Source organism: Mycolicibacterium obuense, assembly GCF_055397605.1.
Map to the genome: position 1 here is coordinate 3,116,130 of NZ_AP043663.1, position 24,336 is coordinate 3,140,465.

The window sequence follows — 24,336 nt, forward strand, 5'->3', positions numbered from 1 at the left end:
TTCTACGACTCCGCTCCGGCAGCGCGGCGCTGCGCTTTTCCGAGCACGCTCACCAGGTAGCGCGCGGTGATGAACACGATGATCCACAGCAGCAGCATGTAGGTGCTGCCGCGGGAGTAGTCCAGGTTGATGATCGAATCCTCGAAGGCGCCGATCTGCAGGGTGCGGGTCGCCACACCGGGGCCGCCCGCGGTCAGCACGAAGATGTGGTCGAACACCTTGAGGTTGTCCATGAACCGGAAGATGACCGCGACCAGGATGTAGGGCCACAGCATGGGCAGCATCAGCTTGCGGAACATGTAGAACCAGTTGGCCCCGTCGACATCTGATGCCTCGAAGGGCTCCTTGGGCAGCGAGCGGATCCCCGCGAGGACCAGGATCGCCACGAACGGGGTGAAGATCCACACGTTGACCAGGATCACCGAGAACAGGGCGTTGTTCGCCGAAAGCCAGTCGAACGTGTTACCCAGGCCCAGAACGTGATTAAGGATGCCGAACTGCGGGTTGAACATCAGCTTCCAGATCACGCCCGCGATCACCGGGGCGATCATCAGCGGCAGGATCAGGACCTTCTCGAAGATCTTGCCGATGATGCTGGAGCGGTTGAGCAGCAGGGCCAGCCCGACGCCGAGCACCGTTTCGACCGCGGTCGCGGCGATCGCGAAGATCGCGGTGACCTTGACGCTCTGCCAGAACACCCGGTCACCGAGGACAGAGGCGAAGTTGTCGAACCAGATGAAGTGGGGGTTCGGGTTGACCGCGGCATAGTTGAGGAAGGCGTAGTACGCCCCCACGGCGAACGGGTAGAGGATGCCGATCACGATCACCAGGGCGGGGATCGAGAGCAGGTAGGGGCGGAACTTGCGCCGCCACGTCGGCACTTCCGGGAGCTTACGGCCACCGCCGGCAGCGTCCGGTCGTGGCGACGCCGCAGGCGCCTTGGATGTCTGAGTCGTCATCGATGCCAGAGCTCCTAGAGGTTGACCTTGGACGTGTTGGTCTTGGCGAGGCTGCGCAACCGGGACGCCGCGTCTTCACCGCCGTAGATGTCCTGCAACGCCACCGCCCAGTTCTGGGTGGTGTCGAAGAACTTCTTCTGCGGGGTGAACTGGATCTTGGACTGCCCGATCACTGTCTCGAACGCCTCCAGATATCCGAACTGATCCGCGGCGACCCGCTTGAAGGTGGTGTCGAACACCGACTTCCGGACCGGGTCGGCATACGTGCCGCCCTCGACCGCCTTGTTCATCGACTCCTTGCCCGTGGCCCACTGGATGAACAACCAGGCCGGCAGCTTGTTGCGCGAGTTCGCGCTCATCGCCCAGCTCCACGTCCACAGGTTGGTCTTGTAGTTGCCGTCCGGACCCGCCGGACCGGCGTACCACGCGATGTTGCCGGCCTCCTTGCTCGCACCCGGCTTGTTCTTCGGGTAGGTGGCGCTGTCGGCGTCGAACACCATCATCGCCTTGCCGTCACCGAGATCGCCGGTGGCGTTGGGATAGTCGTAGGTGGTCCACGACGTCGGGCCCGCCTCGTGCTGCATCGCAATCCACTTCTTGGTGAACTCGATCGCCTTGTCGCTGTCCATCTCGGCGATGAGCTCCGAGCCGTTCCACGTGTAGTCGACGGCACCTTCGCGGCTGTATTGCGTCATGAAACCGGGGTGGATGGTCGCCCACGACTTCGAACCGCGGGTGGAGATGCCGTAGCGGTTCTGCGAACGATCGGTCAGGTCGATGGCCAGTTGGATGAAATCGTCGAGGTTGTCGGGCAGCCGCGTGATGCCCTTCTCGTCGAAGATGCGCTTGTTGTAGGCAACCACGTTGTTCTCGAAGCCCCACGGGATCGCCCACTGCCCACCGGTTCCCAGCGGCTGGCCCAGTTGAAAATCCCACCGCGTCGAGGTGCGCAGGCCGTCGAAGATGTCCTCGAAGTCGTACTCGGCGTTGGTGGCCGCACTGTTGGCCAGCCATGGGTTGAGATCCTCGATCCACCCGGGCGGTCCGTACTGCCAGATGAAATACGCGCCGAGCATGAACGCGTCGTGCTTGCCGGAGCCGCCGGCCAGTTCGGTGTTGAGCTTGGTGAAGTAGTCCGCCTCGGGCACGAGGTCCACGTTGACGTTGATGCCCGTCAACTCGGTGAACTCCTTGAGCAGCGGCTGATACGACAGCTGGTAGGGGTGCGGGGTCTGCAGGATGTTGATGGTCGAGCCGGCCGCCTTGCGCCAGTCGAACCCACCGGTCACCGCGTCGGCGCCATTGGGCATACTCGCCTTGCCGCCGACCCCGCACGAACTCAGCACCGGCACGCTGGCTGCCGCGGCACCGGCCACACCGAGGGCAGCGAGCATCTTCCTACGCGAGAACTGCTGCCCCATGGGGGCATTCGAGAACAAGCTCATCAGGGTCCTTATCTCAGGCGGGGATCAGGGAGACCTTGACCGATTCCTTGCCACTGGCGACGAGGTCGAGCCCCTGCTGGAACTCGGTCAACGGAAGCTGGTGGGTGCAGATCCGATCCATGGGCAGCACGCCCGACTCGATCATCTTGATCGCCGCGGGCCAGCAGTACGGGCCCAGATGTGCGCCGAGCACGTCGAGTTCCTTGTCGTCGCTGATGATGCTCCAGTCGACGGTCACGTCGCTGCCGAAGACGCCGTATTCGACGTACCGGCCGAGTTTGCGTAACAGGTTGAGCCCCTGCGGAACTGCCGACGGATGTCCGGTGCCCTCCAGGTAGACGTCTGCGCCGTAGCCGTCGGTGAGCTCTTTGACGATCGCCACCGCGTCCTGCTCGGCGATGTTGATCGTGATGTCGGCACCGCAGAGCTTGGCGAGCTCGAGCTTCTCGGGCGCCATGTCGAGTGCGATGACGTGCATCGGGTTCTTGGCGCGGGCACCGGCGACCATCCCCAGGCCGATGGGCCCGCAGCCGGCGACCACCACCACGTCCTCGAACAGGATCTGCGCGCGTTCCACCGCGTGCAGCGAGCACGACAGCGGTTCGGCGAACGCGGCGTGGTGCGGTGCGACATCAGCGGACACCTTGTGCACCAGCGCTTCCACGGGATACACCATGTAGCTGGCCATCGCGCCCGGGGTGCGGCGCTTGAAGCCGTACAGGTCATGCGGCTGACACATGTGGTACTGACCGCGCTTGCAGAACCGGCATTCCCAGCACGGCACGATCTGCTCGGAGACCACCCGGTCACCGACTGCGATACCCCAGCGGGAGGCGGCGGCGTCGTCGAGATCGACGACGCGACCGACGAATTCGTGTCCGGGGATCACCATGGTCTCCGCCCAGGCGGGCCGGTTCTCGTCGCCCCAGAACTTGGCCGCGCCGTGGTAGCACTTCAGGTCGCTGGCGCAGATGCCGACCGCTTCGACTTTCACGAGCACCTCGCCGGGGCCGCGCTGCGGAACCGCCACCTCCTCCAGCCGGTAGTCGTGGGGCCCGTGGCAGACGACTGCCTGCATTTTCTCGGGGATCTGAGCGGACATCCTGAGTTCCTCCCTCTGTGGTCGGAGTCACAGTAGCGAGCCGGTGCACATTTGTCCAGAACATCTGTTCAGTGAAATTCTTTCCAGGACACGCGTTCGGTGTCATACTTCTGCGCATGCCTCGGCCGTCCGTGCCCGCCGCCTCATCCGCGAAATCGGATGGTGTCGCGCCCGATACCGAGAGCAGTCACTTCTCCCCCACCCTGCTCTACACCGCGGCGCGGCTCTACTACGAGGACGAGGCCACTCAAGCCGAGATCGCCGAGAAGCTGGGCACCAGTCGAGCGACGGTCAGCAGGCTCCTCGCCGAAGCGAAACGTCAAGGGGTGGTACGTATCGAGGTGGTCCCACCGGCCGATGTCCGCCCTACCGAACTGGCCGACCGGGTAGCCCGGGCGCTGAATTTGAACACCGTGTACCTGTCGCCACCCCTGCCCACACCCGGGCCCGGCCGCAGCGTCGTCGACATCATGGGCCGGGTACTCGCGCCGGCGACGGCCCGGGCACTGGCTGAGGCAGGGTTGCTCCCGGGCGACGTGCTGCTGGTGTCGTCCGGCCGCACGGTCTACGAGCTGGCCCAGCACGAACTGACCTCACTGCCCGGCGTCGTGGTGGCGCCCACCGTCGGCGGCAACGACCAGCCCTACGAGTGGTACCAGACCAACGAGATCACCCGGTTGGTCGCCAACCGCGTCGGCGGACGCGCGAACTACCTGTTCGCACCGGCGCTGCCGGGACCCGCGCTCTACGACTCCCTGGTGGAGGACCCGAGCATCCAGCGCGTGCTCCACCAGTGGCCACATGCCCGGTGCGCGCTGATGGGGGTCGGCGCCCCACCGCTGACCCGCTCGGACATCCCCCAGTTCGTGCCCACAGGCTCGACGTCGCTGCGTTCCGCCGTGGGCGACGTGTGCTCACGCTTCTACGACCGCAACGGCGCCCCCGTCGATTTCGACGGAGCGGAACGCCTCATCGCGCTGGAATTGGAGACGCTGCGCCACATCCCCGTCACCATCGCGGTGGCGATCGGCAAGGACAAGCTCGAATCCATCACCGCCGGCGCCCGCGGCGGCTACTTCAACCGGCTCGTCACCGATCCCGCCACCGCCGAAGCCCTGCTGATGGCCACCGATAACGCTGCACAACAGGAGGTTTCGTGACCAGCACCACCGAGAAGAGATACTCCGGGGTGATGCGGCTCGACGGCAAACGCGCACTCATCACCGGCGCCACCAAGGGCATCGGCGCCGACATCGCGCGTGCGTTCGCCGCCGCGGGCGCCCGCCTGGTGTTGAGCGGGCGCGACGAGACCGAACTGGCGCAGGCCAGACAGGCCCTGGGCGACGAATTCGGCACCGAAGTGCATTCTGCTGTCGTCGATCTCGCCGATTCTGACGGACCGATGGCGTTGGCCACCGCGGCATCCGAGGCCTTCGGGGGCCTCGACATCCTGGTCAACAACGCGGGGATCTCGCTACCCGAACCCGTCGTCGGCACCACCGCGGAGAACTTCGACGCCACCCTCGCCGTGAACCTGCGGGCTCCCGCGCTGCTGGCCGCGCAGGTCGGCGCGGCGATGGTCGACCAGGGCACGGGCGGCGCCATCGTCACCGTCGCCTCCGCCGCGGCGCTGGCCCCGCTACCGGAGCACTACGCCTACTGTGCGTCCAAGGCCGGTCTGGTGATGGCGACCAAGGTCCTGGCCCAGGAACTCGGGCCGCACGGCATCCGAGCGAATTCGGTGTGCCCGACGGTGGTACTGACCGAGATGGGTCAGCGGGTCTGGGGTGAGGAAGCCAAGGCCGCGCCGATGATCGCCCGAATCCCGCTAGGGCGCTTCGCGGTCCCGCACGAGGTGTCCGATGCAGTCGTGTGGCTGTGCTCGGACGCGGCGAGCATGGTCAACGGCGTCGACCTCCCGATCGACGGCGGCTACACGATGGGCTGAGCCGGCTCAATCGGCCGAGTAGGAGTCTGCGGCCGCCAGCCGGTGCACCTGCTCGCGGGTCGCGGGGTACAGCTGCGCCCAGGTGGCGAAGAGTTCCTCGTAGCGTTCCCGGTTGCGCGGGTCAGGCGTGATCTCGCGCTCGATCGTCGCCCAGTCCGTGTCGGCGGGCAGCAGCCCCACCCCGATACCGGCCAGCAGCGCGTCACCGTAGCTCGCGCCGATGGCCTGCGCTGGCACCAGCTGCGAACGGCCGGTCACATCGCTGATCGCCTGCGCCCACACCGGACTCTTCAAGCCGCCACCGACCGCGACGGTGCGGCTCGCCTCGTGGGCGTCGTCGAATCGCTCGAGGATCTGCCGGATGCCGAAGGCGATGCCTTCATAGGCCGCCCGGAACAGATGCCCGCGCCCGTGCCGCAGCGTGAGGCCGGCGAGGACACCGCGGGCGTTCGGATCGAACACCGGGGTGCGCTCACCCGCGAGGTACGGCAGCATCAGCAGGCCCTCGCTACCTGCGGGCACCGCCAGCGCCTCGGCGGTGAGCTCCTCGAAAGACGGCTTCCCCGTGAGTGATTGCAGCCAGTTGATCATCGTGCCCGCTGTCGACGTGCCGGCCGCCAGCGCCAGTGTGTGAGGGTCGACGCCCGTGGTGGTCCAGAGCGTGGGATCGCTGTGGTACTCGTCGATCACCTGAACGAGGAACATCGTCGACCCGTACATCAGCATCTGGTCGCCGGGCCGGCGCACCCCGACCGAGAAGGCCTCCGAGTACGCGTCGACGGTGCCCGCGGCGACCGGCACGCCCGCCGGCAGCCCGGTCTCGCGGGCGGCCTCGACGCTCACCTGACCGACGACATCGCTCGGCCACACCAGCGACGGCAGCGGCAGGTGCCCGCAGATCCGCTCCGCCCAGTCCTTGTTCCACGTGAAATCCCGGGTGGCGTAGAGCGGATCGCACTGACTCGCGGTGTGGTGGTCCATCACGTATTCGCCGGTGAGCTTCGCAGCGATATAGGAATTGGAGCCGTACCAGCCCGCGGCGGCGTCGAACACCTGCGGCTCGTGGTTGCGCACCCATTCGATCTTCGGCCCGACAGCTTGACTCGACAGCAGCGTACCGGCGCGCTCGAGAATTGCCGACTCACCCAGTTCCGCTGTCAGCGAGGTGATTTCGGCGTGAGCGCGGGTGTCGATGCCGTAGAGGATGGCCGGGCGAAGCGGCCGCAGACCCGCGTCGCAGAGCACCAGGCACGGACCGACTCCGCTGACGCACACCCCGGCCAGGGTCGCGCCCGCGGGTTGGCGCGCCATCAGCGCGGTGCTGATCGCGCACACCTCGCGCCACCACACCGCCTCGGCGTCGACCTCGGCCCAGCCCGGCCGCGGCAGGTCCATCCCGTGGCTGATGGTCTCTGTGGCGAGCACGGTGCCCGAGCTGTCGACCAGAACACCCTTGGTGCTCCCTGTTCCCATGTCGATGCCGAGCAGCGTGTCCACGGCCCAACCCTACGTGGAGGAGCACAATCGCTGGCGTGGACTTCCGCAGACTGCAGCTCCTGCTCGCGTTGTCGCGCCTGGGTTCTATGCGGGCGGTGGCCGACGAACACCACCTCACCACCTCCACGGTGTCGGCGCAGATCGCCGCCCTCACGCGGGAAACCGGGGTCCAGCTGATCGAACCGGAAGGCCGGCGGGTGCGCCTCACCCCGGCCGGGCGCCGGCTGGCCGATCACGCGGTGACCATCCTCGCGGCCGTCGACCGCGCTCGGTTGGATCTGGACGCCGATGCCGATCCCGCAGGCACCGTCCGCATCGGCGGGTTCGCCACCGGAATCCGGGTGTCGCTGCTGCCGATCGTCACCGACTTCCGGACACGGCTGCCGCAGGTCGACTTCGTCATCAGCGAGTACGAGCCGGTGGAGGCATTTCGGCTGCTGACCGCCGACGATCTCGACCTGGCACTGACCTACGACTACAACCTCGCCCCGGCCTCACCCGGACCGTTGCTGGAGACGGTGCCGCTGTGGTCCATCCGCTGGGGCCTGGGGGTGCCGACGGACACCGGCCGCACCTCCACCGCGCTCGGCGACTACGCCGCGCAGACGTGGATCGTCAACTCCCGCAACACCGCCGACGAGGACGCCGTCCGCACCCTGGCCTCGCTATCCGGGTTCACCCCGCGCATCGCCCATCAGATCGACAGCCTGGATCTGGTGGAGGAACTCATCACCGCGGGCTACGGCGTGGGACTGCTGCCGATCGAACGCCCCACCGCGGCGGGAGTCACGGTGCTACCCCTGACCGACCCCGACGTCGTTCTCACCGCGTATGCCGTGACCAGGATCGGTCGCGCGGACTGGCCCCCGCTGCGGGCCGTGCTGGACGCGATGCGACCACCGCCCGGCCCTCCCCTGCCGCGGCCAGGATGGCCCCGGCCCGAGGCGGCACGGCCCGGCTGAGGCGTCAGCGGAAGGTCAACTGTTCGGCCGACCGGTAGCGATCGAGGACCTCGGGGGTGGGATCTGCCTCGAACACGGTGGTGTCCGCCAGGGACCACGACGGCGGATTCTTCCCGCCCGCGAGCGCCCAGGCCGCCTGGCGTGCGGCGCCGAGCGCGACGTACTCGGCAGGCGCGGGGACGTGGACGGGCGCGCCGAGCACTGCCGGCGCCACCTGCCGGACCGCCGCGGAGCGGGCCCCGCCGCCGATCAGGATGATGCGGTCGACCGCGACGCCGTGCGCGCGGATCTTGTCGATGCAGTAGGCCATCGACGCCAGCAGTCCCTCCACAGACGCCCGGGCGATGTTCGCTGAGTTCAGGTTTCGCGTGGTGATGCCGTGCAGAGCGCCGGCGGCATCGGGCAGGTTGGGCGAGCGCTCCCCGTCGAAGTACGGCACCAGCGTCACCCCGTCGGCCCCCACGGCAGCGCTGAGCGCGAGCCTGTCGAACTCGTCGAAGTCGACACCGAGCATGCGCGCCACAGCGGCGAGCACGGGTGCTCCGTTCAACGTGCAGACCAGGGGCAGCTGCCGTCCCGTCGCATCGGCGAACCCCGCGACGATGCCCTCGGGGTCACACGGAGCGGTCGACCCGACCGCACTGACCACACCCGAGGTGCCCAGGGAGACCACACAGTCGCCCGGTCCGGCACCCAGGCCCAGGGCCGCTGCCGCGTTGTCGCCCGCTCCGGCCCCCAGCAGCGCGCCGTGGGCGGTCTGCAACGCCGAACCGGCGGGATCGACGACGGTCGGCAGCGCCGGGCGGCGCCCTCGCAGCGCCAACTCGAGCAACTCGACGTCGTAGGAATCCGTTGCCGCCGAGAAGTATCCGGTGCCACTGGCATCGCTGCGATCCGTGGTCAGGTCGCCGATGTCGGCCGAGCCGGACAGCCGCCACGTCAACCAGTCGTGCGGTAGGCAGACCGCAGCGGTCGCATCGGCATGGGTCGGTTCGTGATCGGCCAGCCACCGCAATTTCGTGGCGGTGATCGCTGCGACCGGCACGACGCCGGTGCGCCGCGCCCACCCGTCCGGACCGCCGAGTTCGTCGACGAGGTCAGCCGCCGCCCCGGCAGAGCGGGTGTCGTTCCACAGCAGTGCGTCCCGGACGACGTCACCGGATTGGTCCAGGCACACCATGCCGTGTTGCTGCGCACCGACCGACACGGCGGCGACGTCATCGATGCCGCCGAGCTCGTCGACCGCCGCCGTCAGGGCCTCCCACCAGTGCGCCGGCGCCACCTCTGTGCCGCCCGGGTGTGGACTCGCCGCCGAACGCACCTGTCGGCCGGTCTCGGCATCACAGATCAGCACCTTGCACGACTGGGTGGACGAGTCGATTCCCGCGACGAGTGGCACGCCTGAGAAGCTACCCCGACGCGGCGACCCGTCGGGTTTGGTCGCCCAACCGCGTGGGAACATGACCCGCATGTTGATCCGTCGCGTCGCGCGCCCCATGCTGTCCGCCGTGTTCATCTCCCGCGGGGTGGAGGCCTTGCGAAGCCCCAAACCCGCAGCTCAATCCACCCAGAACACCCTCGACGGACTCAGCAAGTTGCCCGATCCGGTCAGCACCAATCTGCCGTCTGACGCCGAGACGGTGGCCCGCATCAACGCGGCCGTCCAGATCGGCGGCGGTCTCCTGCTCGCGACGGGCAAGCTCCCCCGCGTCGCATCGGCGGCGCTGGCCCTGACCGTGGTGCCGGGATCCCTGGGCGGCCACAACTTCTGGAATCAGACCGACCCGCAGCGCAAGGCCGAGGAGCGGCGCGCGTTCGTCACCGACATCAGCCTCATCGGCGGCCTCATCATCGCGGCCGTCGACACCGAGGGGAAGCCTTCGCTGGGCTGGCGTGGCCGGCGCGCGGCACGTAAGGCCGCCGACGCCGTGACGGCCGCACTTCCCGTCGGCGCAGCCGCGGGCGGCTCACTGGCCGACAGCGAGTTGGCCGAGAAGGTGGGCCACGGTCTGCAGGCAGGCGCCGAGCGCGGTCGCGAGTTCGCGCACATCGCGCGGGAACGCGGGGGCGAGCTGGCCGAGGTCGCCCGCGAACGCGGCGGCGAACTCGCCGAGGTCGCACGCGAACGCGGCGGCGAACTCGCCGAGGTCGCTCGGGAACGCGGCGGCGAGTGGGCTGTGCTGGCCCGCAAGCGTGGCGAGGAGTTCGCCGACGCGGCCCGGGATCGCGCGCCGGACCTCGCGGACGCCGCTCGCGAGCGCGCCCAGCGTTCGGCCGAGATCGCCCGCGAGCGGGCCGCTGAATTGGCCGACACCGCAGGCTCCGAGGTGAAGAAGCGCCGCAAGCAGCTCCGCTGATCTTGAAGCCGCCCGCCGGGGTGCATTGATCGGTACGGTGAATCTCGTAGCCAGCCGCCGCGAGAAGGAGCACCGATGAGCAGCGACTATCCCCCGCAGTCCGGCCAGTACGGCTACCCGGGTTCCTATCCGCCACCCGGGGGCGCCCAGCCCGGCGGCCTCGGCGTGCGGTTCGCCGCACGGTTCATCGACGGTCTGATCGTCGGCATCGTGGGCAGCATCATCGTGTTCGCGATCGGCGCGACGTCGAACGTCTGGATCACCGGGCTGTTCACCGGCGCACTGAGCTTCATCTACTACGTCGCGTTCGAGGTGACGCAGGGCTGGACCCCGGGCAAGAAAGTGCTGGGTCTGCGGGTTCACGGCCCCGGCGGCGCACCGAAACCGACCGCTGCGCAGTCCGCCATCCGCAACTCCTGGACGCTACTGCCGATCATCCCGTTCATCGGCGGGCTGCTCGGTGTGGTGGCGATCGTCGTGATCGCGGTGACGATCAACAGCAGCCCGACCAAGCAGGGCAAGCACGACGAGCTCGCCGGCGGCACCCAGGTGCTCAAAGCCTGACGTTCGCCAGGGATCAGATGACGATCCCGAGCAGCAGCACCAGGATCAGACCCGTCACCGACAGGACCGTCTCCATCACCGACCAGCTCTTGATGGTCTGTCCGACGCTCATGCCGAAGAACTCCTTGATGAGCCAGAAGCCGGCGTCGTTGACGTGGGAGAAGAACAGCGAACCCGCGCCCACGGCGAGCACGACCAACGACACCTCGCCGGTGCTCATACCCTCGACCAGCCCGAGCATCAGCGACGATGCGGTGATGGTGGCCACGGTGGCCGAGCCTGTCGCGAGCCGGATGAGTACGGCCAGAGTCCACGCCAGCAGGATCACCGAGACGTTGGCGCCCTTGGCCCAGTCGGCGAGCAACGTCCCGATGCCGGTGTCGACGAGCAGCTGTTTGAAGCCGCCGCCCGCGGCGACGATGAGGATGATGCCGGCGACCGGCGGCAGCGACGATTCGACGCACTTCACGATCTGATCGCGGGTCATCCTGGCACCCCGGCCGAGCGTGAAGATTCCCACGATGACGGCGATCAGCAGCGCCATGAGCGGACGACCCAGGATGTCGAACGTCTGCCGGAGCACGTTGTTCTCGTCGTCGATGAAGATGTCGACCAGGGCCTTGCCCATCATCAGCGCGACCGGCAGCAACACCGAGAAGATGGTGATGCCGAAGCTCGGGCGGGTGCGTTGTGTGACAGCCTGCGTGCCACCCCCATCGCCACGGAGGTCGTCGGCGGTGAAGCGGTCCGGGATGTCGATGACGACCCAGCGGCCCGCCAGCTTCCCGAACAGCGGGCCGGCGACGATGACCGTCGGAATCGCCACCGCCACACCCAGGGCCAGCGTCACGCCGAGATCGGCACCGAGCAGGTCGATCGCGGTGAGCGGACCCGGATGCGGCGGGACGAGCCCGTGCATGGCGGAAAGTCCTGCCAGAGCCGGGATTCCGATGGTGATCAGTGAGAGGCCCGAACGCTTGGCCACCAGATAGATGACCGGCATCAGCAGCACGACGCCGATCTCGAAGAACATCGGAAGACCGATGATCGCGCCGACCACGGCCATCGCCCAGGGCAGCGCCCGCGGCGAGGCGCGGCCGACGATGGTGTCGACGATCTCGTCGGCTCCCCCGGAGTCGGCGAGCAGTTTGGCGAACATCGCGCCGAGCGCGATCAGGATGCCGACACCTGCTGCCGTGGTGCCGAATCCGTCGGAGAACGATTCGAGGACGTCGCCGACGTTCATGCCGGCGACGATCCCGACGGCCAGCGCGCCGAAGATCAGCGACAGGAACGGGTGCAGCTTCGCCACAGTGATCAGCACCACGATCAGCGCGATACCGACCAGCGCCGCGAGCACCAGTTGCCAGCCCGACGCCACCGGTTCCGGTAGCTCGGTGTCCGCCGCGAGGACGGTGAGCACGGACGAATTCATCACTTCTCCTGTTCGATGGCGAGACCGGTTGTATCGCAATAGGTGTCGATGATCGAGTCGATGCTCTGATCGACGTCGATGGTGGTGCCCGGCTCGTCGGCGGCCAACGGTTCGAGGGTCGCGAACTGCGAGGCCAACAGAGACGCGGGCATGAAATGACCCGGCCGGCTCGCCTGCCTGCGGGCGATGACATCCGGCGTCCCTTCGAGGTGCAGGAACAGCACTCCCGCGCAGTGTCGCCGCAGCTGCTCCCGGTAGGTGCGCTTGAGGGCCGAGCAACTCATGACACCACCGGTGTCACAGCGCTGGGCCAACCAGTCGCCGATGGCCTCCAACCAGGGATAGCGGTCATCGTCATCCAGGGGGTGGCCGGCGGTCATCTTGGCGATGTTCGCGGCCGGATGGAAGTCGTCGGCATCGGCGAACGGCACCCGCAGCCGCTGTGCCAGTGCGGCACCGACCGTCGATTTCCCCGAGCCCGATACGCCCATGACCACCACGGGTGCTGCCACCTCGTCCTCCTCCTGCCGGGGCCGACCACCGCGTCCCGATTTCCCTGCTGTGCTTGCCGTCACACACCATGCCTCAATAGGCATACGATTGCAAGACGGTGACGATATTGCACCGTTTATTCGATGTTCGACCCGCATATGACAGGATCAATCGGTGACCGAGACGCCGTCTGCCGCGCTCCACGGCAGCGTGCTGACCGCTCTGGGCATGGCGATCGTGGCAGGCACTCACGCCGCCGGCGACGTGGTGACCCTCGACGGCGTCTGCGCCCGCTATCGGGTGTCGCGCAGCGTCGCCCGGGAAGCCATCCGTGTTCTCGAATCCATGGGCATGGTGGCCTCCCGACGTCGCGTGGGCATCACGATCCAGCCGGCCACCGCCTGGAACGTCTTCGATCCGCGGCTGATCCGATGGCGCCTCGACTCCGACGATCGCGCCAGGCAGCTGGCCTCACTGTCAGAACTGCGGCGTGGATTCGAGCCGGCGGCCGCCGCACTGGCCGCGCACCGTGCCGATTCACACCAGTGCCGCATCATGGCTGCGGCCGTCTCCGACATGGTGATGCACGGACGGTCCGGCGATCTCGAGTCATACCTGTTGGCCGACAAAGTCTTTCACCGCACGCTGCTGGAGGCCAGCGGCAACGAGATGTTCCGCGCCCTCTATGACGTGGTCGCCGAGGTGCTCGCCGGCCGCACGCATCACGGCATGATGCCCGCGACCCCCAACCCCGCGGCGATCGCACTCCACGACGAGGTGGCGCGCGCGGTCCGACTGGGCGACGCCGACGTTGCGGAGAAGGCGATGCGGGCGATCATCGACGAGGCCGCCTCAGCGGTCGCGCCGGAGGACTGACCTCACCGGCGCGGCGCGTAGGAGTAGTCGATCTTGGTGCCGTCCACCTCGGTCACCGTGAGGACGAGCTCGGCGCGCTCCGCACCCGACACCACGGTGCAGTCCACGGTGTTGCCGACCCTGCCTTCCAGGTTGCCGGTACACAGCGCGGAGTCGGGTCGCCTGTTGACTCGGCCGGTGAGTTCATCGAGCAGCGACGCCTCCAGCTCCGCCTTCGTCAGCAGCGGTAACACATCGAAGGTCATCGTCAGCCCGCGCACACTCGTCACCGTCGCCGTCCGGCGGAGCGGGGGGCCGCCGGACGTCACATCGCACTGCGCCTCCGCGCCGGTACGACCCGGCAGCCCCGCCAGGCACGCCACCGCCTCCGGTGGACTCGACACCAGCCGCGCCACCGCACGTTCGAGTTGCGGTCGGGACAGCGCGGGAATCATCTCGTAGACGATGGACGCGCCGTCGATGTCGGTCACGGTGACGACCGGCTCGAAGCTGTTGGTGGGGCCCATCGTCACGTCGCACCGCGCAGACTGCCCGACCTCACCGATCAACGGGTCCTTGCAGACCACCGACTGCGGCTTCTCCCCGGCCGTGGCCAGCCGCGCGGCGATGTCGGCCTGCAGATCCTCCGGCGCCACTGCGGGAATTGCATCGGAACTCACCGGCGAGCTGCACGCCAGGAGGACGCTGCAACCGACAGCCAGCTCGACGACCACCCCGATCAGCTTGGCCATGTGCTTGCCCGTCACCCCCGACCCACGGTGGTGGGGACGTTAGCAGACCTGCCCTCGCCGGGTGGTTGACTGCGACGGTGGACAACCGCAGTCGCCGCCCGATCACGCTGGCCCGCCGCTTCTTCGATCGGATCGAGCCCGTACACGCCGTCACCTACTTCGCGCCGGAGGCGCGGGCCGCCCTCGACGGCCTCGGCTATCGCGGGTTCTGGATGGGGTACTTCGCCGCCCGCTCAGCCCCGCTCGGCATCGTGCCTGCCGACGTGGTGACCGCGGCGTTCTACAACTTCGCACCCAGCCGCGTCGCGAAGGCTCTTCCCGCGGCATGGGACGTCGCCCCACCCGCCGACGCGCTGCGCGCCCGCGAACAGTCCGCGGTGGCAGCCCTGCGCCGGTGCGGTGTCACCGACGCCGATGCGCAGAGCGCAGCCGAACTGGCGGCCCGCGCCGCCTCCGATGCCGATGTCAGTGGCCGGGTGCTCTACGCGGCGAACCGCGCACTGAGCTGGCCGGGTGAACCGCTGCCGCGGCTGTGGCACGCAGCCACCCTGCTGCGCGAGCACCGCGGCGACGGCCATGTCGCCGTGCTCACCGCCGAGGGCCTGTCCGGCCGCGAATGCAACGTGCTGCACGCCGCCGCCGGACGTGTTCCCGCGGACATGATCAAGCGCAGCCGCGACTACGACGACGAGCAGTGGGCGGCGCACGCCGAGGCGTTGCACCTGCGTGGACTACTCGACGCCGACGGCGCCATCACCGACCGGGGCCGTTCGCTCAAGCAGCACATTGAGGACAGGACCGATGCGCTCGCCCTGCCCGCCCTCGACGCGCTCGACGACGACGAGGTCGAAGCGTTGTTCCAGAGCCTGACACCGATCACCCGCGCCGTGATCGCGGCCGGTGACGTTCCGGCGGGCACGCCGATGGGGCTGAGCCGCGACGATCTCGACGACGCGAGCGCCCATCTCGGGTGAGCGCTCAGCGCGGGCCGTACATGATCAACGCCACGCCGAGCAGAGCGATCAGCGCACCGGCCACGTCCCACCGATCCGGCCGGAAGCCGTCCAGCGCCATCCCCCACAGCAGGGAGCCGGCGATGAACACGCCGCCGTAGGCGGCGAGCACCCTGCCGAAGTGCGCATCGGGCTGGAACGCAGCGACGAATCCGTAGGCGCCCAACGCGATCACGCCGGCTCCCATCCACAACCAGCCGCGGTGCTCGCGGACGCCCTGCCACACCAGCCAGGCTCCGCCGATCTCGAGAACCGCTGCCAGGACGAACAGTAGAGCGGATCTGACAACCACGAGGCTCAGTGGTGGGCGCTGGTACTCGGCGTGTGGCACGCCTGGGGCGGCGTGTCGACGACGTCGAGTGCAGGGTTGCGGTCGAAAAACCCAAAGGGTTTGAGCCAGAACGACACGATGTCGGCCGGCATCACCGGCCAGTCCTCGGGCCGGGTGATGTGGTGGATGCCGAACACGTACCAGAGCACCACATCGGTGTTCTCGATCGGACGATCGGCAGCCGTCCACTGTGTCAGACCCGTGTCACGCACCGACTGGTTGACGAATTCTCCTGCAGGCCAACGCTCGTCGGGTCGATTCGGGGTGACCCAGAGCGTGTGGGCGATGACCCCGGCGCGCTGTAGCACCGGTGAGGCTGGGTCGAACATCGGCGGGATGGCGCCGGACGGCACCAGCTTGTACGCCGGATGGGCACCGATTCCGGTGACCACGTTGGGGTTGACCACTTTCCAGGCCCGCTGCGTGCTGAAGTCGACATCTTGGCGGGCTTCGCTCTCGGTGCGCAGCGGGGTGTTGCGGGTGACCAGCGACAAGCCGTAAGGGTTGTCGCGCCCGATCGGTTCGGCGGCCGATTCACTCATCACGACGGTGTTGTCCGTTCCGTCGACATCCATGTCGAGGCGCGCCACCAGAAAGTGTTGGTGGAACGGCGCATACGTGCGCTCGTCGACGATCGTGCCGTTCGGACTGGGCGCGCCGGGGGGCAGCGGCGTGGTCACCATGATGCCGGTCGCACGGACCTCGCATTCGATGTTGCCGTCCTGGTAGAGCCGCCAGTACACGAGATACTCGTAGTTGGCGACCGTCACGTGGAACGACAGCGTCAACCGGCGCATACGGCGCACCTCGGCGCCGATCTCGTGGTCGACGTGCTTCCACAGCACGGCGTTGTCCTCTTCGTGCAGGCAGATGGCATTCGTGATCCGGTACGGTTCGCCGGCGCTGTCGTGCAGCACGGCGTCCAGATAGCGGATCTCCCCCAGACAGTCGCAGCCGAGCTCCAACGACGTCGTCATGAAGCCCAACCCCCACTCCCCGATGTCGAAAGCGGTGCGCCGGTAGTGATCCGGTGACGGGTCGCGGTAGGGCACCACCATCTCCGCGAACGACATCCGGTGCGCGATCGACCGGTAGCGGTCCCCGTCCCGATACCGCACGGTGTGCAGTGTCATGCCCTCGCGGTAATTGAAACCCACACGCAGCGACCAGTTCTGCCACGTCACCAGGTTGCCGTCGACGGTGAACGACGGCCCCTCGGGCTGGGTGATGTGCAACGGTTTGAGTGGTTCCCGTTGGCCGCGTGCGAGCACCCGGTCCGGGATGTGACGCGGCACGTACTCCCCCATGACCTCCGGTGCCGTCGCACCGCCGGAGGGTGAGAACGGTCCGACGTCCTCGACGCGCAGGAGCTCCATCGCGTTGAGATCGATCACGCAGTGCAGACCGCTGAGCAGTCGTGCGTAGGGGTTGGCACCGGGCCCAGCCTTGACCCAGCTGTCCGACCAGCCGATGCGCCGGTCGCGGTACTCCTCCGGGGCCACCGCGTCGCCGTAGGTCCAGGTGTCGAAGAACACGAGGTCGACGTCGGTGACGCCACGGGCTCGTAGCGCGGCGATGACATCGGGATGGCTGCGCAGGAGCCGGTCGCACTCGGCGAATTCGTCGACGGTGAAGTTCGCCTGGACGCCGGGAATGTGCTCGAAGGTTTCCACGCGATCGTCGGTCAGCGAGACCACGCTCTTGTAGGTCGCGTTCGTGCTGCGGTCGAAACACACCACGCACGCGCGCCGCGCGGGCCGCAGTCCGTCTGCGTCGAACGCGGCGAGCTCGGCCTTGGACGGTTCGATCAGCTCGATCGAAGCGAACCGCCAGCCCTTGTGTTCGCCGTCCGATGGCGTGGCCTGCACCCCGCGTTCGCGCCGCAATGCCGCGGCCACCGCGCGGAATTCGGCGTCGTCGAGCGGGTCGAGCGGATGGGCGGTGGATGTGGGCAGCGCATCAGACACCCGTCCACGCAACCACACCGCGCAGCCGTCAGCACGCTATTGCGCGAACTCGAACGTCTTCCACACCTCTCGGCGCTCCGCGTGCGGATCGTGTTCGACTCGGCGGCGCTTGTCGAGCACCATGACCGCACGCTCGTCGTCGTCGTAGAGTGGCCAGTCCTCGCCCGGAATCCCGTCGGCGGCGAAGGCCAGCCAGCGCTTCTGGACGTCGTCGCTGACCCTGCCCGCAGTGCGCGCGTCGATGCCGGCGGCCAGCAGCTTGCCGTACCGGGACCGATAGACGTCGAAGACGGCCAGCAATTCCATCGCGTGCGTGGCGCCGAGCCCCGACAGATGCAGCGCCCGCGTCGCGTAATCGAAGCGGTAGACGTAGGTCGGCGCGTGCCGGCCGTGGGCCTCGGCGATCTGCCACATCGCAGAGGCGAAGATGAAGTCGCCGCCGAGCCGCACGCATGCGGACGGCTTCGGATACCCCGGGTACGCGGCCAGAATGCGTTCGCGCACACCTGGTTCGGCCTGTGAGAACAGGCGCTCGATGGCCGGTTCGGTGGTCGGCAGCAGCTTCAGGAAGCGGGTGAACAACTTGCCCTCGTCGGCATTGGTCCCCACGATCAGCGGAACCCGGTGCGCGGCCCCGTCGGCCATCGCCTGCGCCGGATTCACCGGCAGATAGTCGGTGTCGTACGTCGGTCCGATCGCGAAGGCGCCCAGCATCTCCCGCTGCCCCTCGACGATCAGCTGCTCCAACGCCCTCACCAGATCGGCGGGCCGGGTGCGCATCAGCACCTCGGCGGCATCGGATGCGCCCGCGCCGAGGGTGCGGGCGAACCTCTGGGCGTACTGCTCGGCGATGTCGGCGCTGCGGGTCATGCCGCTGCTGGGGCTCTGCGCGATCGCGCGCGCGAACAATCCGGCCGCATCGGGGGTGGCGAGCAGCGTCGCCACTGCGTGCGCTCCGGCACTCTCTCCGAAGATCGTCACGTTGTCCGGGTCGCCACCGAACGCCGCGGCGTTCTCGCGCACCCAACGCAGCGCCGCCACCAGGTCACGCAGGAACAGGTTGTCGTCGATCGGATGGTCAGGGGTGGACAGGGAGGAGAGCTCCAGACATCCCAGCGGCCCCAACCGGTAGTTCACCGACACGTACACGCACCCGCGCCGCGCCAGCGAGGCACCGTCGTAGATGGGCGTGGCCGAACTTCCCAGCAGGTAGCCACCGCCGTGGATGAACACCATGACCGGGAGTGGCCCGCCGTCAGGTCCGGCGTGGGGTTCGGCAGGAGCCACCACGTTGAGTGTCAGGCAGTCCTCGCTCGTCGGCTGGTATTTGCCGGGTGCCAGGAGCGTGTACATGCGCTGCTGCGGTGCGCAGGGGCCGAAGCCGTGACAGTGCCGCACCCCCGACCAGGGCTGGACAGGGACGGGCGCGCGGTAGCGCAGCGGGCCCACAGGGGGTTTCGCGTACGGGATCGATCGCCAGCGGTGGACGCCGTCGCGCGTGAACCCTTCGACGACCCCGGATGCGGTTCTGACCCGCACGGTGTGCTCGTGCATCTTTCCGACGGTAGCGGCTGAGCGGCGGGCCCGCCGCGCCGACCGCCTCGTGTCGGGCGGTTAGCCTGGCGGAATGCGCAAGGTCGGCCTGCTCGCGGTGGCGATCCTGGCGGCCGGCTGCGCGCAGTCGACCGACGGTCAGGCGGAGTCGGCATCCGCGGATGCCACTCGCCCCACGGCCACCACCAGCACCGCTGCCCCTCCCTCGACCACACGCCCTGCAGAGGCCCCGGGCGAGAACGCCACGATCGACGAGGTGATCGCGTTCATCGAGGAGGGCACTGCGGCAGACGTTGCCACTTTCCACGTCGCCTTCCGCGACGGGGTCACCACCCGGCTGGGTGACGACGTCGCCTTCACCGCACCCTCCGGAGCGCCGTCGGGCAACACCCAGTGCATGACCGCGGCGGACGGGTTGACGTGCCTGCTCGAGCTGACCGCACCGCCGCCCCCGCCGGTGGACGCCGAGGGGGTGTGGAAGGCCGGCTGGACGGACTTCCCGGGAGCCGAGCTGCGCGTCGGGGCGCTGCGTGGAGATCCGGGGCCGTTCATCGCCGGCTCCGGGCCGGAGCTGCCCGACGGCCAGACGTTGAGCATCGGCGACACCCGATGCCGCAGCGACGCCACGGGCCTCTACTGCGTGAACTACGCGCACCGATCGGCCGTGCGAATCAGCGCCGACGGTGTCCGCCCGTTCGGGTGTCTGCAGCCTGTGGCGCCACCCGCGGGTGTCGGAACGGCGTACCGCTGCTGACCTGTCAGAGGTTCTGCTGCCGCGCTTTCTCGCGAGCTCTGCCGGGATAGGCCTGCGTCATGCCCACCGCACCGACGATCACCACGACCGGAATGACCGCCTTCGTCAGGTGCACCGTGGACGGGGCCGTCGCCGCGAGGTAGCCGAGTACGGCGATCAACGCGAACACGAGCGCCCACATCAGGGTCAGGACCTGGTTGGTGCGGCGGAACGCGGCCTGCTCCCAGTCCTGCCGGGGCGCGGCCGCCGGCGCGTACTGGGCGGTGAACGGTTCGAACGCGAGGGAACCGAGCGACATCGCGGCCAGCACCCCGCTGGACAACGTGGTGGCGTAGGTGTCCATCCAGTCGCGATCCTCGGCGCCGATGACCAGACCCACCACGGTCACCCCGGTGAAGAACACGACCGTGACGATGTCGAGCAGGCGCACCCCCGCGAACCCTGCCGACACCCCCAGGATCAGCGTCGCGAGCACCGCGCAGATCGCACCGAAGAGCCACGTGCTCGGGCCGTCGGCCACCACCCAGTAGATGATCCACGGGACGAACCCGACGAACGGACTGCGCTCGAACCATTCGTCCATCCCGCAAGCTGTATCAGATGGGACCGATCAGGCGACACCTTTGCGCTTCAGGATCGGCAGCACGCCCTCGGCGAACCAGTACGCCTCTTCCAGATGCGGGTAGCCGGACAGGATGAACTCGTCGAAACCCAGGGAGTGGTATTCGAGAATCAGGTTCGCCACTTCCTCGTGGGATCCGACCAGGGCCGTGCCCGCGCCCCCGCGCACCAGACCCACCCCCGCCCACAGATTCGGGTAGATCTCGAGCTGGTCGATGCGCCCGCCGTGCAACGCAGTCATGCGCCGCTGGCCCTCGGATTCGGACTTCGCATGCAGCGCCGTGGCATTGGCGATCTGTTCAGGGCTCAGCTGGGCGAGCAGGTCATCGGCGACCGCCCACGCCGCCTCCGACGTGTCGCGGCTGATGGTGTGCAGCCGAATACCGAAGCGCACCCGGCGGCCGCGCTCTTCGGCCAGCGCCCGCACCTTCGCGATCTTGGCGGCCGCGTCCTGCGGCGGCTCACCCCACGTCAGGTACACGTCGACGTACTCGGCCGCGATCGGCAGCGCCGCCGCTGACGAGCCCCCGAAGTAGATCTGCGGCAATGGATCCGGCGGTGCGGACACCCGCGCGTCGGCGACCTCGTAGTGGGCACCCGAGAAATCCAGGTGCTCTTGCCGCCAGATCGACGTCACGATGTGCAGGAACTCACCGGTGCGCGTGTAGCGCTGATCGTGATCGAGCCAGTCTCCGAAGCGGCGCTGCTCACGATCGTCTCCGCCGCTGACGATGTTGAGCAGCACGCGGCCCTCGGAATACCGCTGCAGCGTTGCCGTCTGCTGGGCGGCCAGTGTCGGTGGGATCAGCCCGGGACGAAACGCCACGAGGAACTTGAGGCGTTCGGTTTCGGCGAGTAGCGCCGACGCCGTCAGCCAGGCGTCCTCACACCAGGTGCCGGTCGGGGTCAGCACGCCCTCGTAGCCGAGCCGGTCCGCCGCCCGTGCGACCTCGGCGAGGTAACGCCGCGTGGGTGGCCGATAACCGGGCGGCACCGTGTGATGCGACGATGCGTGGGACGCGCCGACGATGGAGCGACTGTCCCCGTTGGTGGGCAGGAACCAGAAGAATTTCGCGGAAGGCATGGATTCCTAACTCGTCGCGGCGAGCAACGGGCGCAGCACGTCGTTGTAGCGACGGTCCACCCACTTGTCGAATTCCGGTGCGGGAGAAGCGATCTGACCCGATTTGGCGAACAGGTCGGCGATCTTCTGCTCGGAGGCCACCACGGCGTCGTCGAGTTCGGTCGGCAACCGCAGGCTTCGGGACTGCGACACCGTCGCCACCTCCGGGCTCAGCCCGACGGCCTGGGCGTAACTGCTGGCCCACTGCTCGCGATGGTCCTGCGCCCACCGCGCGGCTTTCTCGAACCGCACCAGCAGGTCGGCGAGCGCGGTGTTGCGCTTGGGGTCGGCCAGCGCCTGATCGGATGCCACCCCGAACCAGTAGCCGTTGGTGACGTCGCGGGCCTGCCCGATGGAGCGCACCGGCAGCTGCGCGGCAGTCTGCGCGGTGTACGGGTCCCAGATCGCCCACGCGTCGGCTTGGCGCTGCGAGAACGCGGACAGCGCGTCGGCCGGTTGCAGGAACACCAGCGTGACGTCGTCCGGGGTCAGTCCCGCCTTCTCGAGCTGCGCGAGGATGTGCCCGTGCGCCGAGCTACCCTTCCCCACGGCGATCCGTTTCCCGCGCAGATCGGCGATCGAGGTGATCGGCGAATCCTGATGCACCAGAACCTGATCGCCGTTGCCGCCACCGTCGTAGGCAGAGACGACCTTGACCTTCGCCCCCGCTGCCGCACCGAAGATCGGCGGCGTGTTGCCGGTGATCGCGAAATCGATCTTGCCCGCCGTCGCGGCCTCGATCTGCGGTGGCCCAGAGGTGAACGTCGAGAAGGCGATTCGATAGGGCAGGCCGTCGAGCGCACCTGCGGCGCGCAGCAGGGACTCGGTGCCGCCCTTCTGATCGCCCACCTGCAACGTCAGCCCGGCCAACTCCGACAGCGGTACCGTCTCCGGAGCCTCCTGGGCGCCCGAGACCTCCTGGCGCGAAACGCAACCCGCCAGCAACAGGCTCACGGCCGCGATCACAGCAACAACCCTGGACATGAGGGCCCTCTCGTCGACGATGGTCAGGACTGCACGCCGAGCGTGTCGAGCAGCTCGGCGCGGTAGCGGTCGGTGTGGCCTTCGCCGGGCACCCGCCGCGGATCGGGAATGTCGAGCGTGTGCGCGATCGCACCGTCCTCCAGCACGAGCACCCTGTCGGCCAGGGCGACAGCCTCGTCGACATCATGGGTCACCAGCAGCACCCCGAAGCCGTGTCGGCGCCACAGGTCGAGCAGCAGGGCGCGCATCGAGAGCCGGGTCAGCGCGTCGAGGGCGCCGAACGGCTCGTCGAGGAGCAGGAGTTGCGGTTCGGCGACGAGGGCTCGGGCGAGCGACACCCGTTGCGCCTGACCGCCGGACAGCGTCGACGGCCACGCCGCGGCGCGATCGGCCAGGCCCACGTCAGCCAGCGCCTGTTCGGCCCTGGTGAGCACCTCGGCCTTCGGCAATCGGGTCCGGGTCAACCCGTAGGCGACGTTGGTGCGTACGTCGCGCCATGGGAACAACCGCGGCTCCTGGAAGGCCACCGCCGGCGCGCCGGCGACGGCGCGGTCGCCGGTGTGATCGCTCGACAATCCCGCGAGCACTCGCAGGACGGTCGATTTGCCCGAGCCGCTGCGGCCGATCAGCGCGACGATTTCGCCGTGGCCGATGCGCACGGACAGGTCGGTCAGCACGTGGCGAGAGCCGTACCACTTGTTCACGGTGCGCAATTCGCCGGCACTCTCGGCCCGTCGACCGGTCGCTCGGCTGGATGTGTCAGACGTCAAAGTCATCCCCGATACCTCGCCGCCCTGTTCTCGAGCGCGCGGACCAGCGCGTCGGTACCGATGCCCAGCAGGGCGTAGATGATCAGCCCGAAGATGATGATGTCGATGCGCAGGAAGTCCCGCGCGTTCATGATCAGGAAGCCGATTCCCTTGTCCGCGTTGATCTGTTCGGCCACGATCAGGGTCAGCCAGGCGATCGCCAGCGATTGCCGAAGGCCCACGAGAACTTGAGGCGCCGCGCTCGGGACGATGATCGTGCGCAGCTTCTGCCAGAACGAGAAGCCGAGCACCTGCGCGGTCTCGAGCAACTTCGGATCGACCTGGCGGATGGCAGAGAAGGTGTTGAGGTAGAGCGGGAAGCTGACCCCGAGCGCGACGAGCAGCACTTTGGGCAGCTCACCGATGCCGAACCAGACGATGAACAGCGGGATCAACCCCAGGTGCGGCAAGGCGCGGATCATCTGCATCGGCGGGTCGACGGTGACCTCGAACCACTTCGACAAGCCGACGGCGATGCCGAGAGAGATGCCGACCACGCCGCCGAGAAGCAGCCCTTCGACAACCCTGACCCCCGATACGGCGAGGGCATCTGCCAGCTGGCCGGTTCTGAGCAGCTCGACCCCGGCCTCGGCGATCAGCGACGGTGCAGGCAGCACATCCTGAGGAATGAGCCCGATCGCACTGCCGATCTGCCACAGCGCCAACAGCACGAACGGCGACGCGAGCCGGATGAGCACCCACCTGCGCTGACCTCGTGGGCGCGGGGCGGTAGGGGCCGACGGCACGGCCAGATCGGCGGGACTGGTCACGGTCAGGCGACGTTACGGCCGGTCGCCCCGCCGATGAAGCGT

The 24,336-nt window shown here is 68.3% G+C and carries 24 protein-coding genes; 8 read left to right on the plus strand and 16 right to left on the minus strand.

Annotation, left to right across the window (positions count from 1 at the left end):
* Positions 1-2 precede the first annotated feature (2 nt).
* From ACZ50N_RS14745 to eltD, 3 genes are all read right to left on the minus strand, one after another.
* Entirely contained in the window at positions 3-959 is a 957-nt protein-coding gene (locus ACZ50N_RS14745; RefSeq protein WP_464473164.1) for a carbohydrate ABC transporter permease, read from the minus strand.
* A gap of 14 nt (positions 960-973) precedes the next feature.
* Complete coding sequence (locus ACZ50N_RS14750) at positions 974-2,353, minus strand: extracellular solute-binding protein (RefSeq protein WP_162231996.1); 1,380 nt, start codon at positions 2,351-2,353, stop codon at positions 974-976.
* A 64-nt stretch (positions 2,354-2,417) separates the two neighbouring features.
* Positions 2,418-3,506, minus strand: a complete 1,089-nt coding sequence (gene eltD, locus ACZ50N_RS14755) for an erythritol/L-threitol dehyrogenase (RefSeq protein ID WP_464473165.1) — start codon at positions 3,504-3,506, stop codon at positions 2,418-2,420.
* A 116-nt stretch (positions 3,507-3,622) separates the two neighbouring features.
* Here eltD and ACZ50N_RS14760 point away from each other — a divergent pair, with 116 nt between their 5' ends.
* Together ACZ50N_RS14760 and ACZ50N_RS14765 are read left to right on the plus strand one after the other, a co-directional pair.
* Complete coding sequence (locus ACZ50N_RS14760) at positions 3,623-4,666, plus strand: sugar-binding transcriptional regulator (protein ID WP_464473166.1); 1,044 nt, start codon at positions 3,623-3,625, stop codon at positions 4,664-4,666.
* A 32-nt stretch (positions 4,667-4,698) separates the two neighbouring features.
* Positions 4,699-5,454: an SDR family NAD(P)-dependent oxidoreductase gene (locus ACZ50N_RS14765; protein WP_464475650.1), complete on the plus strand. Its 756-nt coding sequence runs from the start codon at positions 4,699-4,701 to the stop codon at positions 5,452-5,454.
* A 6-nt stretch (positions 5,455-5,460) separates the two neighbouring features.
* On the opposite strand, the gene ACZ50N_RS14770 is transcribed toward ACZ50N_RS14765, so the two are convergent.
* Positions 5,461-6,951 carry an FGGY-family carbohydrate kinase gene (locus ACZ50N_RS14770; protein ID WP_464473167.1) on the minus strand — a complete coding sequence of 497 codons (1,491 nt, stop codon included), beginning with the start codon at positions 6,949-6,951 and terminating at the stop codon, positions 5,461-5,463.
* Positions 6,952-6,986: 35 nt separating this feature from the next.
* Between ACZ50N_RS14770 and ACZ50N_RS14775 the strand changes: the two genes are divergently transcribed.
* A complete protein-coding gene (locus ACZ50N_RS14775) occupies positions 6,987-7,913 on the plus strand; it encodes a LysR family transcriptional regulator (RefSeq protein ID WP_046365621.1) in 927 nt (308 codons plus the stop codon).
* A gap of 4 nt (positions 7,914-7,917) precedes the next feature.
* Here ACZ50N_RS14775 and xylB read toward each other — a convergent pair whose 3' ends face one another.
* Positions 7,918-9,312, minus strand: coding sequence for a xylulokinase (gene xylB / locus ACZ50N_RS14780; RefSeq protein WP_048422702.1), 1,395 nt, complete (start codon positions 9,310-9,312; stop codon positions 7,918-7,920).
* A 70-nt stretch (positions 9,313-9,382) separates the two neighbouring features.
* Here xylB and ACZ50N_RS14785 point away from each other — a divergent pair, with 70 nt between their 5' ends.
* Complete coding sequence (locus ACZ50N_RS14785) at positions 9,383-10,270, plus strand: DoxX family protein (protein ID WP_048422742.1); 888 nt, start codon at positions 9,383-9,385, stop codon at positions 10,268-10,270.
* Between the two features lie 75 nt (positions 10,271-10,345).
* A complete protein-coding gene (locus ACZ50N_RS14790) occupies positions 10,346-10,834 on the plus strand; it encodes an RDD family protein (RefSeq protein WP_464467892.1) in 489 nt (162 codons plus the stop codon).
* A gap of 13 nt (positions 10,835-10,847) precedes the next feature.
* On the opposite strand, the gene ACZ50N_RS14795 is transcribed toward ACZ50N_RS14790, so the two are convergent.
* Both ACZ50N_RS14795 and ACZ50N_RS14800 read right to left on the minus strand, forming a co-directional pair.
* Positions 10,848-12,269: a GntP family permease gene (locus ACZ50N_RS14795; protein WP_464473168.1), complete on the minus strand. Its 1,422-nt coding sequence runs from the start codon at positions 12,267-12,269 to the stop codon at positions 10,848-10,850.
* Positions 12,269-12,781, minus strand: coding sequence for a gluconokinase (locus ACZ50N_RS14800; RefSeq protein WP_111512651.1), 513 nt, complete (start codon positions 12,779-12,781; stop codon positions 12,269-12,271). The genes ACZ50N_RS14795 and ACZ50N_RS14800 overlap by 1 nt, the downstream gene beginning before the upstream one ends.
* A 154-nt stretch (positions 12,782-12,935) precedes the next feature.
* Between ACZ50N_RS14800 and ACZ50N_RS14805 the strand changes: the two genes are divergently transcribed.
* A complete protein-coding gene (locus ACZ50N_RS14805; protein ID WP_464473169.1) occupies positions 12,936-13,637 on the plus strand; it encodes a FadR/GntR family transcriptional regulator in 702 nt (233 codons plus the stop codon).
* A gap of 2 nt (positions 13,638-13,639) precedes the next feature.
* Here ACZ50N_RS14805 and ACZ50N_RS14810 read toward each other — a convergent pair whose 3' ends face one another.
* Positions 13,640-14,383: a DUF4333 domain-containing protein gene (locus ACZ50N_RS14810; RefSeq protein ID WP_236728590.1), complete on the minus strand. Its 744-nt coding sequence runs from the start codon at positions 14,381-14,383 to the stop codon at positions 13,640-13,642.
* A gap of 62 nt (positions 14,384-14,445) precedes the next feature.
* Here ACZ50N_RS14810 and ACZ50N_RS14815 point away from each other — a divergent pair, with 62 nt between their 5' ends.
* Positions 14,446-15,342, plus strand: a complete 897-nt coding sequence (locus ACZ50N_RS14815) for an SCO6745 family protein (RefSeq protein ID WP_046365705.1) — start codon at positions 14,446-14,448, stop codon at positions 15,340-15,342.
* Positions 15,343-15,346: 4 nt separating this feature from the next.
* Here ACZ50N_RS14815 and ACZ50N_RS14820 read toward each other — a convergent pair whose 3' ends face one another.
* From ACZ50N_RS14820 to ACZ50N_RS14830, 3 genes are read right to left on the minus strand one after another with little or no spacing between them, the layout of a single operon-like run.
* A complete protein-coding gene (locus ACZ50N_RS14820; RefSeq protein ID WP_048422739.1) occupies positions 15,347-15,673 on the minus strand; it encodes a YnfA family protein in 327 nt (108 codons plus the stop codon).
* 5 nt (positions 15,674-15,678) lie between these two features.
* A complete protein-coding gene (locus ACZ50N_RS14825) occupies positions 15,679-17,697 on the minus strand; it encodes a primary-amine oxidase (RefSeq protein ID WP_464473170.1) in 2,019 nt (672 codons plus the stop codon).
* 18 nt (positions 17,698-17,715) lie between these two features.
* Positions 17,716-19,233 (minus strand): carboxylesterase/lipase family protein, encoded by a 1,518-nt coding sequence (locus tag ACZ50N_RS14830; RefSeq protein WP_464473171.1) that lies wholly within the window; start codon positions 19,231-19,233, stop codon positions 17,716-17,718.
* A 73-nt stretch (positions 19,234-19,306) separates the two neighbouring features.
* Here ACZ50N_RS14830 and ACZ50N_RS14835 point away from each other — a divergent pair, with 73 nt between their 5' ends.
* The gene (locus ACZ50N_RS14835) at positions 19,307-19,987 is read left to right on the plus strand and encodes a hypothetical protein (RefSeq protein WP_464473172.1); all 681 of its coding nucleotides are present in this window, start codon (positions 19,307-19,309) and stop codon (positions 19,985-19,987) included.
* A 4-nt stretch (positions 19,988-19,991) separates the two neighbouring features.
* On the opposite strand, the gene ACZ50N_RS14840 is transcribed toward ACZ50N_RS14835, so the two are convergent.
* The 5 genes from ACZ50N_RS14840 to ACZ50N_RS14860 are packed head-to-tail and all read right to left on the minus strand — an operon-like array spanning position 19,992 to position 24,294.
* Positions 19,992-20,570, minus strand: coding sequence for a hypothetical protein (locus ACZ50N_RS14840; protein ID WP_464473173.1), 579 nt, complete (start codon positions 20,568-20,570; stop codon positions 19,992-19,994).
* Between the two features lie 27 nt (positions 20,571-20,597).
* Positions 20,598-21,692: an LLM class flavin-dependent oxidoreductase gene (locus ACZ50N_RS14845; RefSeq protein WP_046365699.1), complete on the minus strand. Its 1,095-nt coding sequence runs from the start codon at positions 21,690-21,692 to the stop codon at positions 20,598-20,600.
* 6 nt (positions 21,693-21,698) lie between these two features.
* On the minus strand, positions 21,699-22,715 hold the full coding sequence (locus ACZ50N_RS14850) for an ABC transporter substrate-binding protein (RefSeq protein ID WP_046365698.1): 1,017 nt from the start codon (positions 22,713-22,715) through the stop codon (positions 21,699-21,701).
* Positions 22,716-22,738: 23 nt separating this feature from the next.
* The gene (locus tag ACZ50N_RS14855; protein WP_464473174.1) at positions 22,739-23,491 is read right to left on the minus strand and encodes an ABC transporter ATP-binding protein; all 753 of its coding nucleotides are present in this window, start codon (positions 23,489-23,491) and stop codon (positions 22,739-22,741) included.
* Positions 23,488-24,294, minus strand: coding sequence for an ABC transporter permease (locus ACZ50N_RS14860; protein WP_110798050.1), 807 nt, complete (start codon positions 24,292-24,294; stop codon positions 23,488-23,490). The genes ACZ50N_RS14855 and ACZ50N_RS14860 overlap by 4 nt, the downstream gene beginning before the upstream one ends.
* Positions 24,295-24,336 lie beyond the last annotated feature (42 nt).

Coding starts and splice junctions, on each gene's coding strand:
- ACZ50N_RS14745 (WP_464473164.1), bottom strand. CDS start 959: ATGACGACTCAGACATCCAAGGCGCCTGCGGCGTCGCCACGACCGGAC.
- ACZ50N_RS14750 (WP_162231996.1), bottom strand. CDS start 2,353: ATGCTCGCTGCCCTCGGTGTGGCCGGTGCCGCGGCAGCCAGCGTGCCG.
- eltD (WP_464473165.1), bottom strand. CDS start 3,506: ATGTCCGCTCAGATCCCCGAGAAAATGCAGGCAGTCGTCTGCCACGGG.
- ACZ50N_RS14760 (WP_464473166.1), top strand. CDS start 3,623: ATGCCTCGGCCGTCCGTGCCCGCCGCCTCATCCGCGAAATCGGATGGT.
- ACZ50N_RS14765 (WP_464475650.1), top strand. CDS start 4,699: ATGCGGCTCGACGGCAAACGCGCACTCATCACCGGCGCCACCAAGGGC.
- ACZ50N_RS14785 (WP_048422742.1), top strand. CDS start 9,383: ATGTTGATCCGTCGCGTCGCGCGCCCCATGCTGTCCGCCGTGTTCATC.
- ACZ50N_RS14790 (WP_464467892.1), top strand. CDS start 10,346: ATGAGCAGCGACTATCCCCCGCAGTCCGGCCAGTACGGCTACCCGGGT.
- ACZ50N_RS14795 (WP_464473168.1), bottom strand. CDS start 12,269: ATGAATTCGTCCGTGCTCACCGTCCTCGCGGCGGACACCGAGCTACCG.
- ACZ50N_RS14830 (WP_464473171.1), bottom strand. CDS start 19,233: ATGCACGAGCACACCGTGCGGGTCAGAACCGCATCCGGGGTCGTCGAA.
- ACZ50N_RS14835 (WP_464473172.1), top strand. CDS start 19,307: ATGCGCAAGGTCGGCCTGCTCGCGGTGGCGATCCTGGCGGCCGGCTGC.
- ACZ50N_RS14840 (WP_464473173.1), bottom strand. CDS start 20,570: ATGGACGAATGGTTCGAGCGCAGTCCGTTCGTCGGGTTCGTCCCGTGG.
- ACZ50N_RS14845 (WP_046365699.1), bottom strand. CDS start 21,692: ATGCCTTCCGCGAAATTCTTCTGGTTCCTGCCCACCAACGGGGACAGT.
- ACZ50N_RS14850 (WP_046365698.1), bottom strand. CDS start 22,715: ATGTCCAGGGTTGTTGCTGTGATCGCGGCCGTGAGCCTGTTGCTGGCG.
- ACZ50N_RS14855 (WP_464473174.1), bottom strand. CDS start 23,491: ATGACTTTGACGTCTGACACATCCAGCCGAGCGACCGGTCGACGGGCC.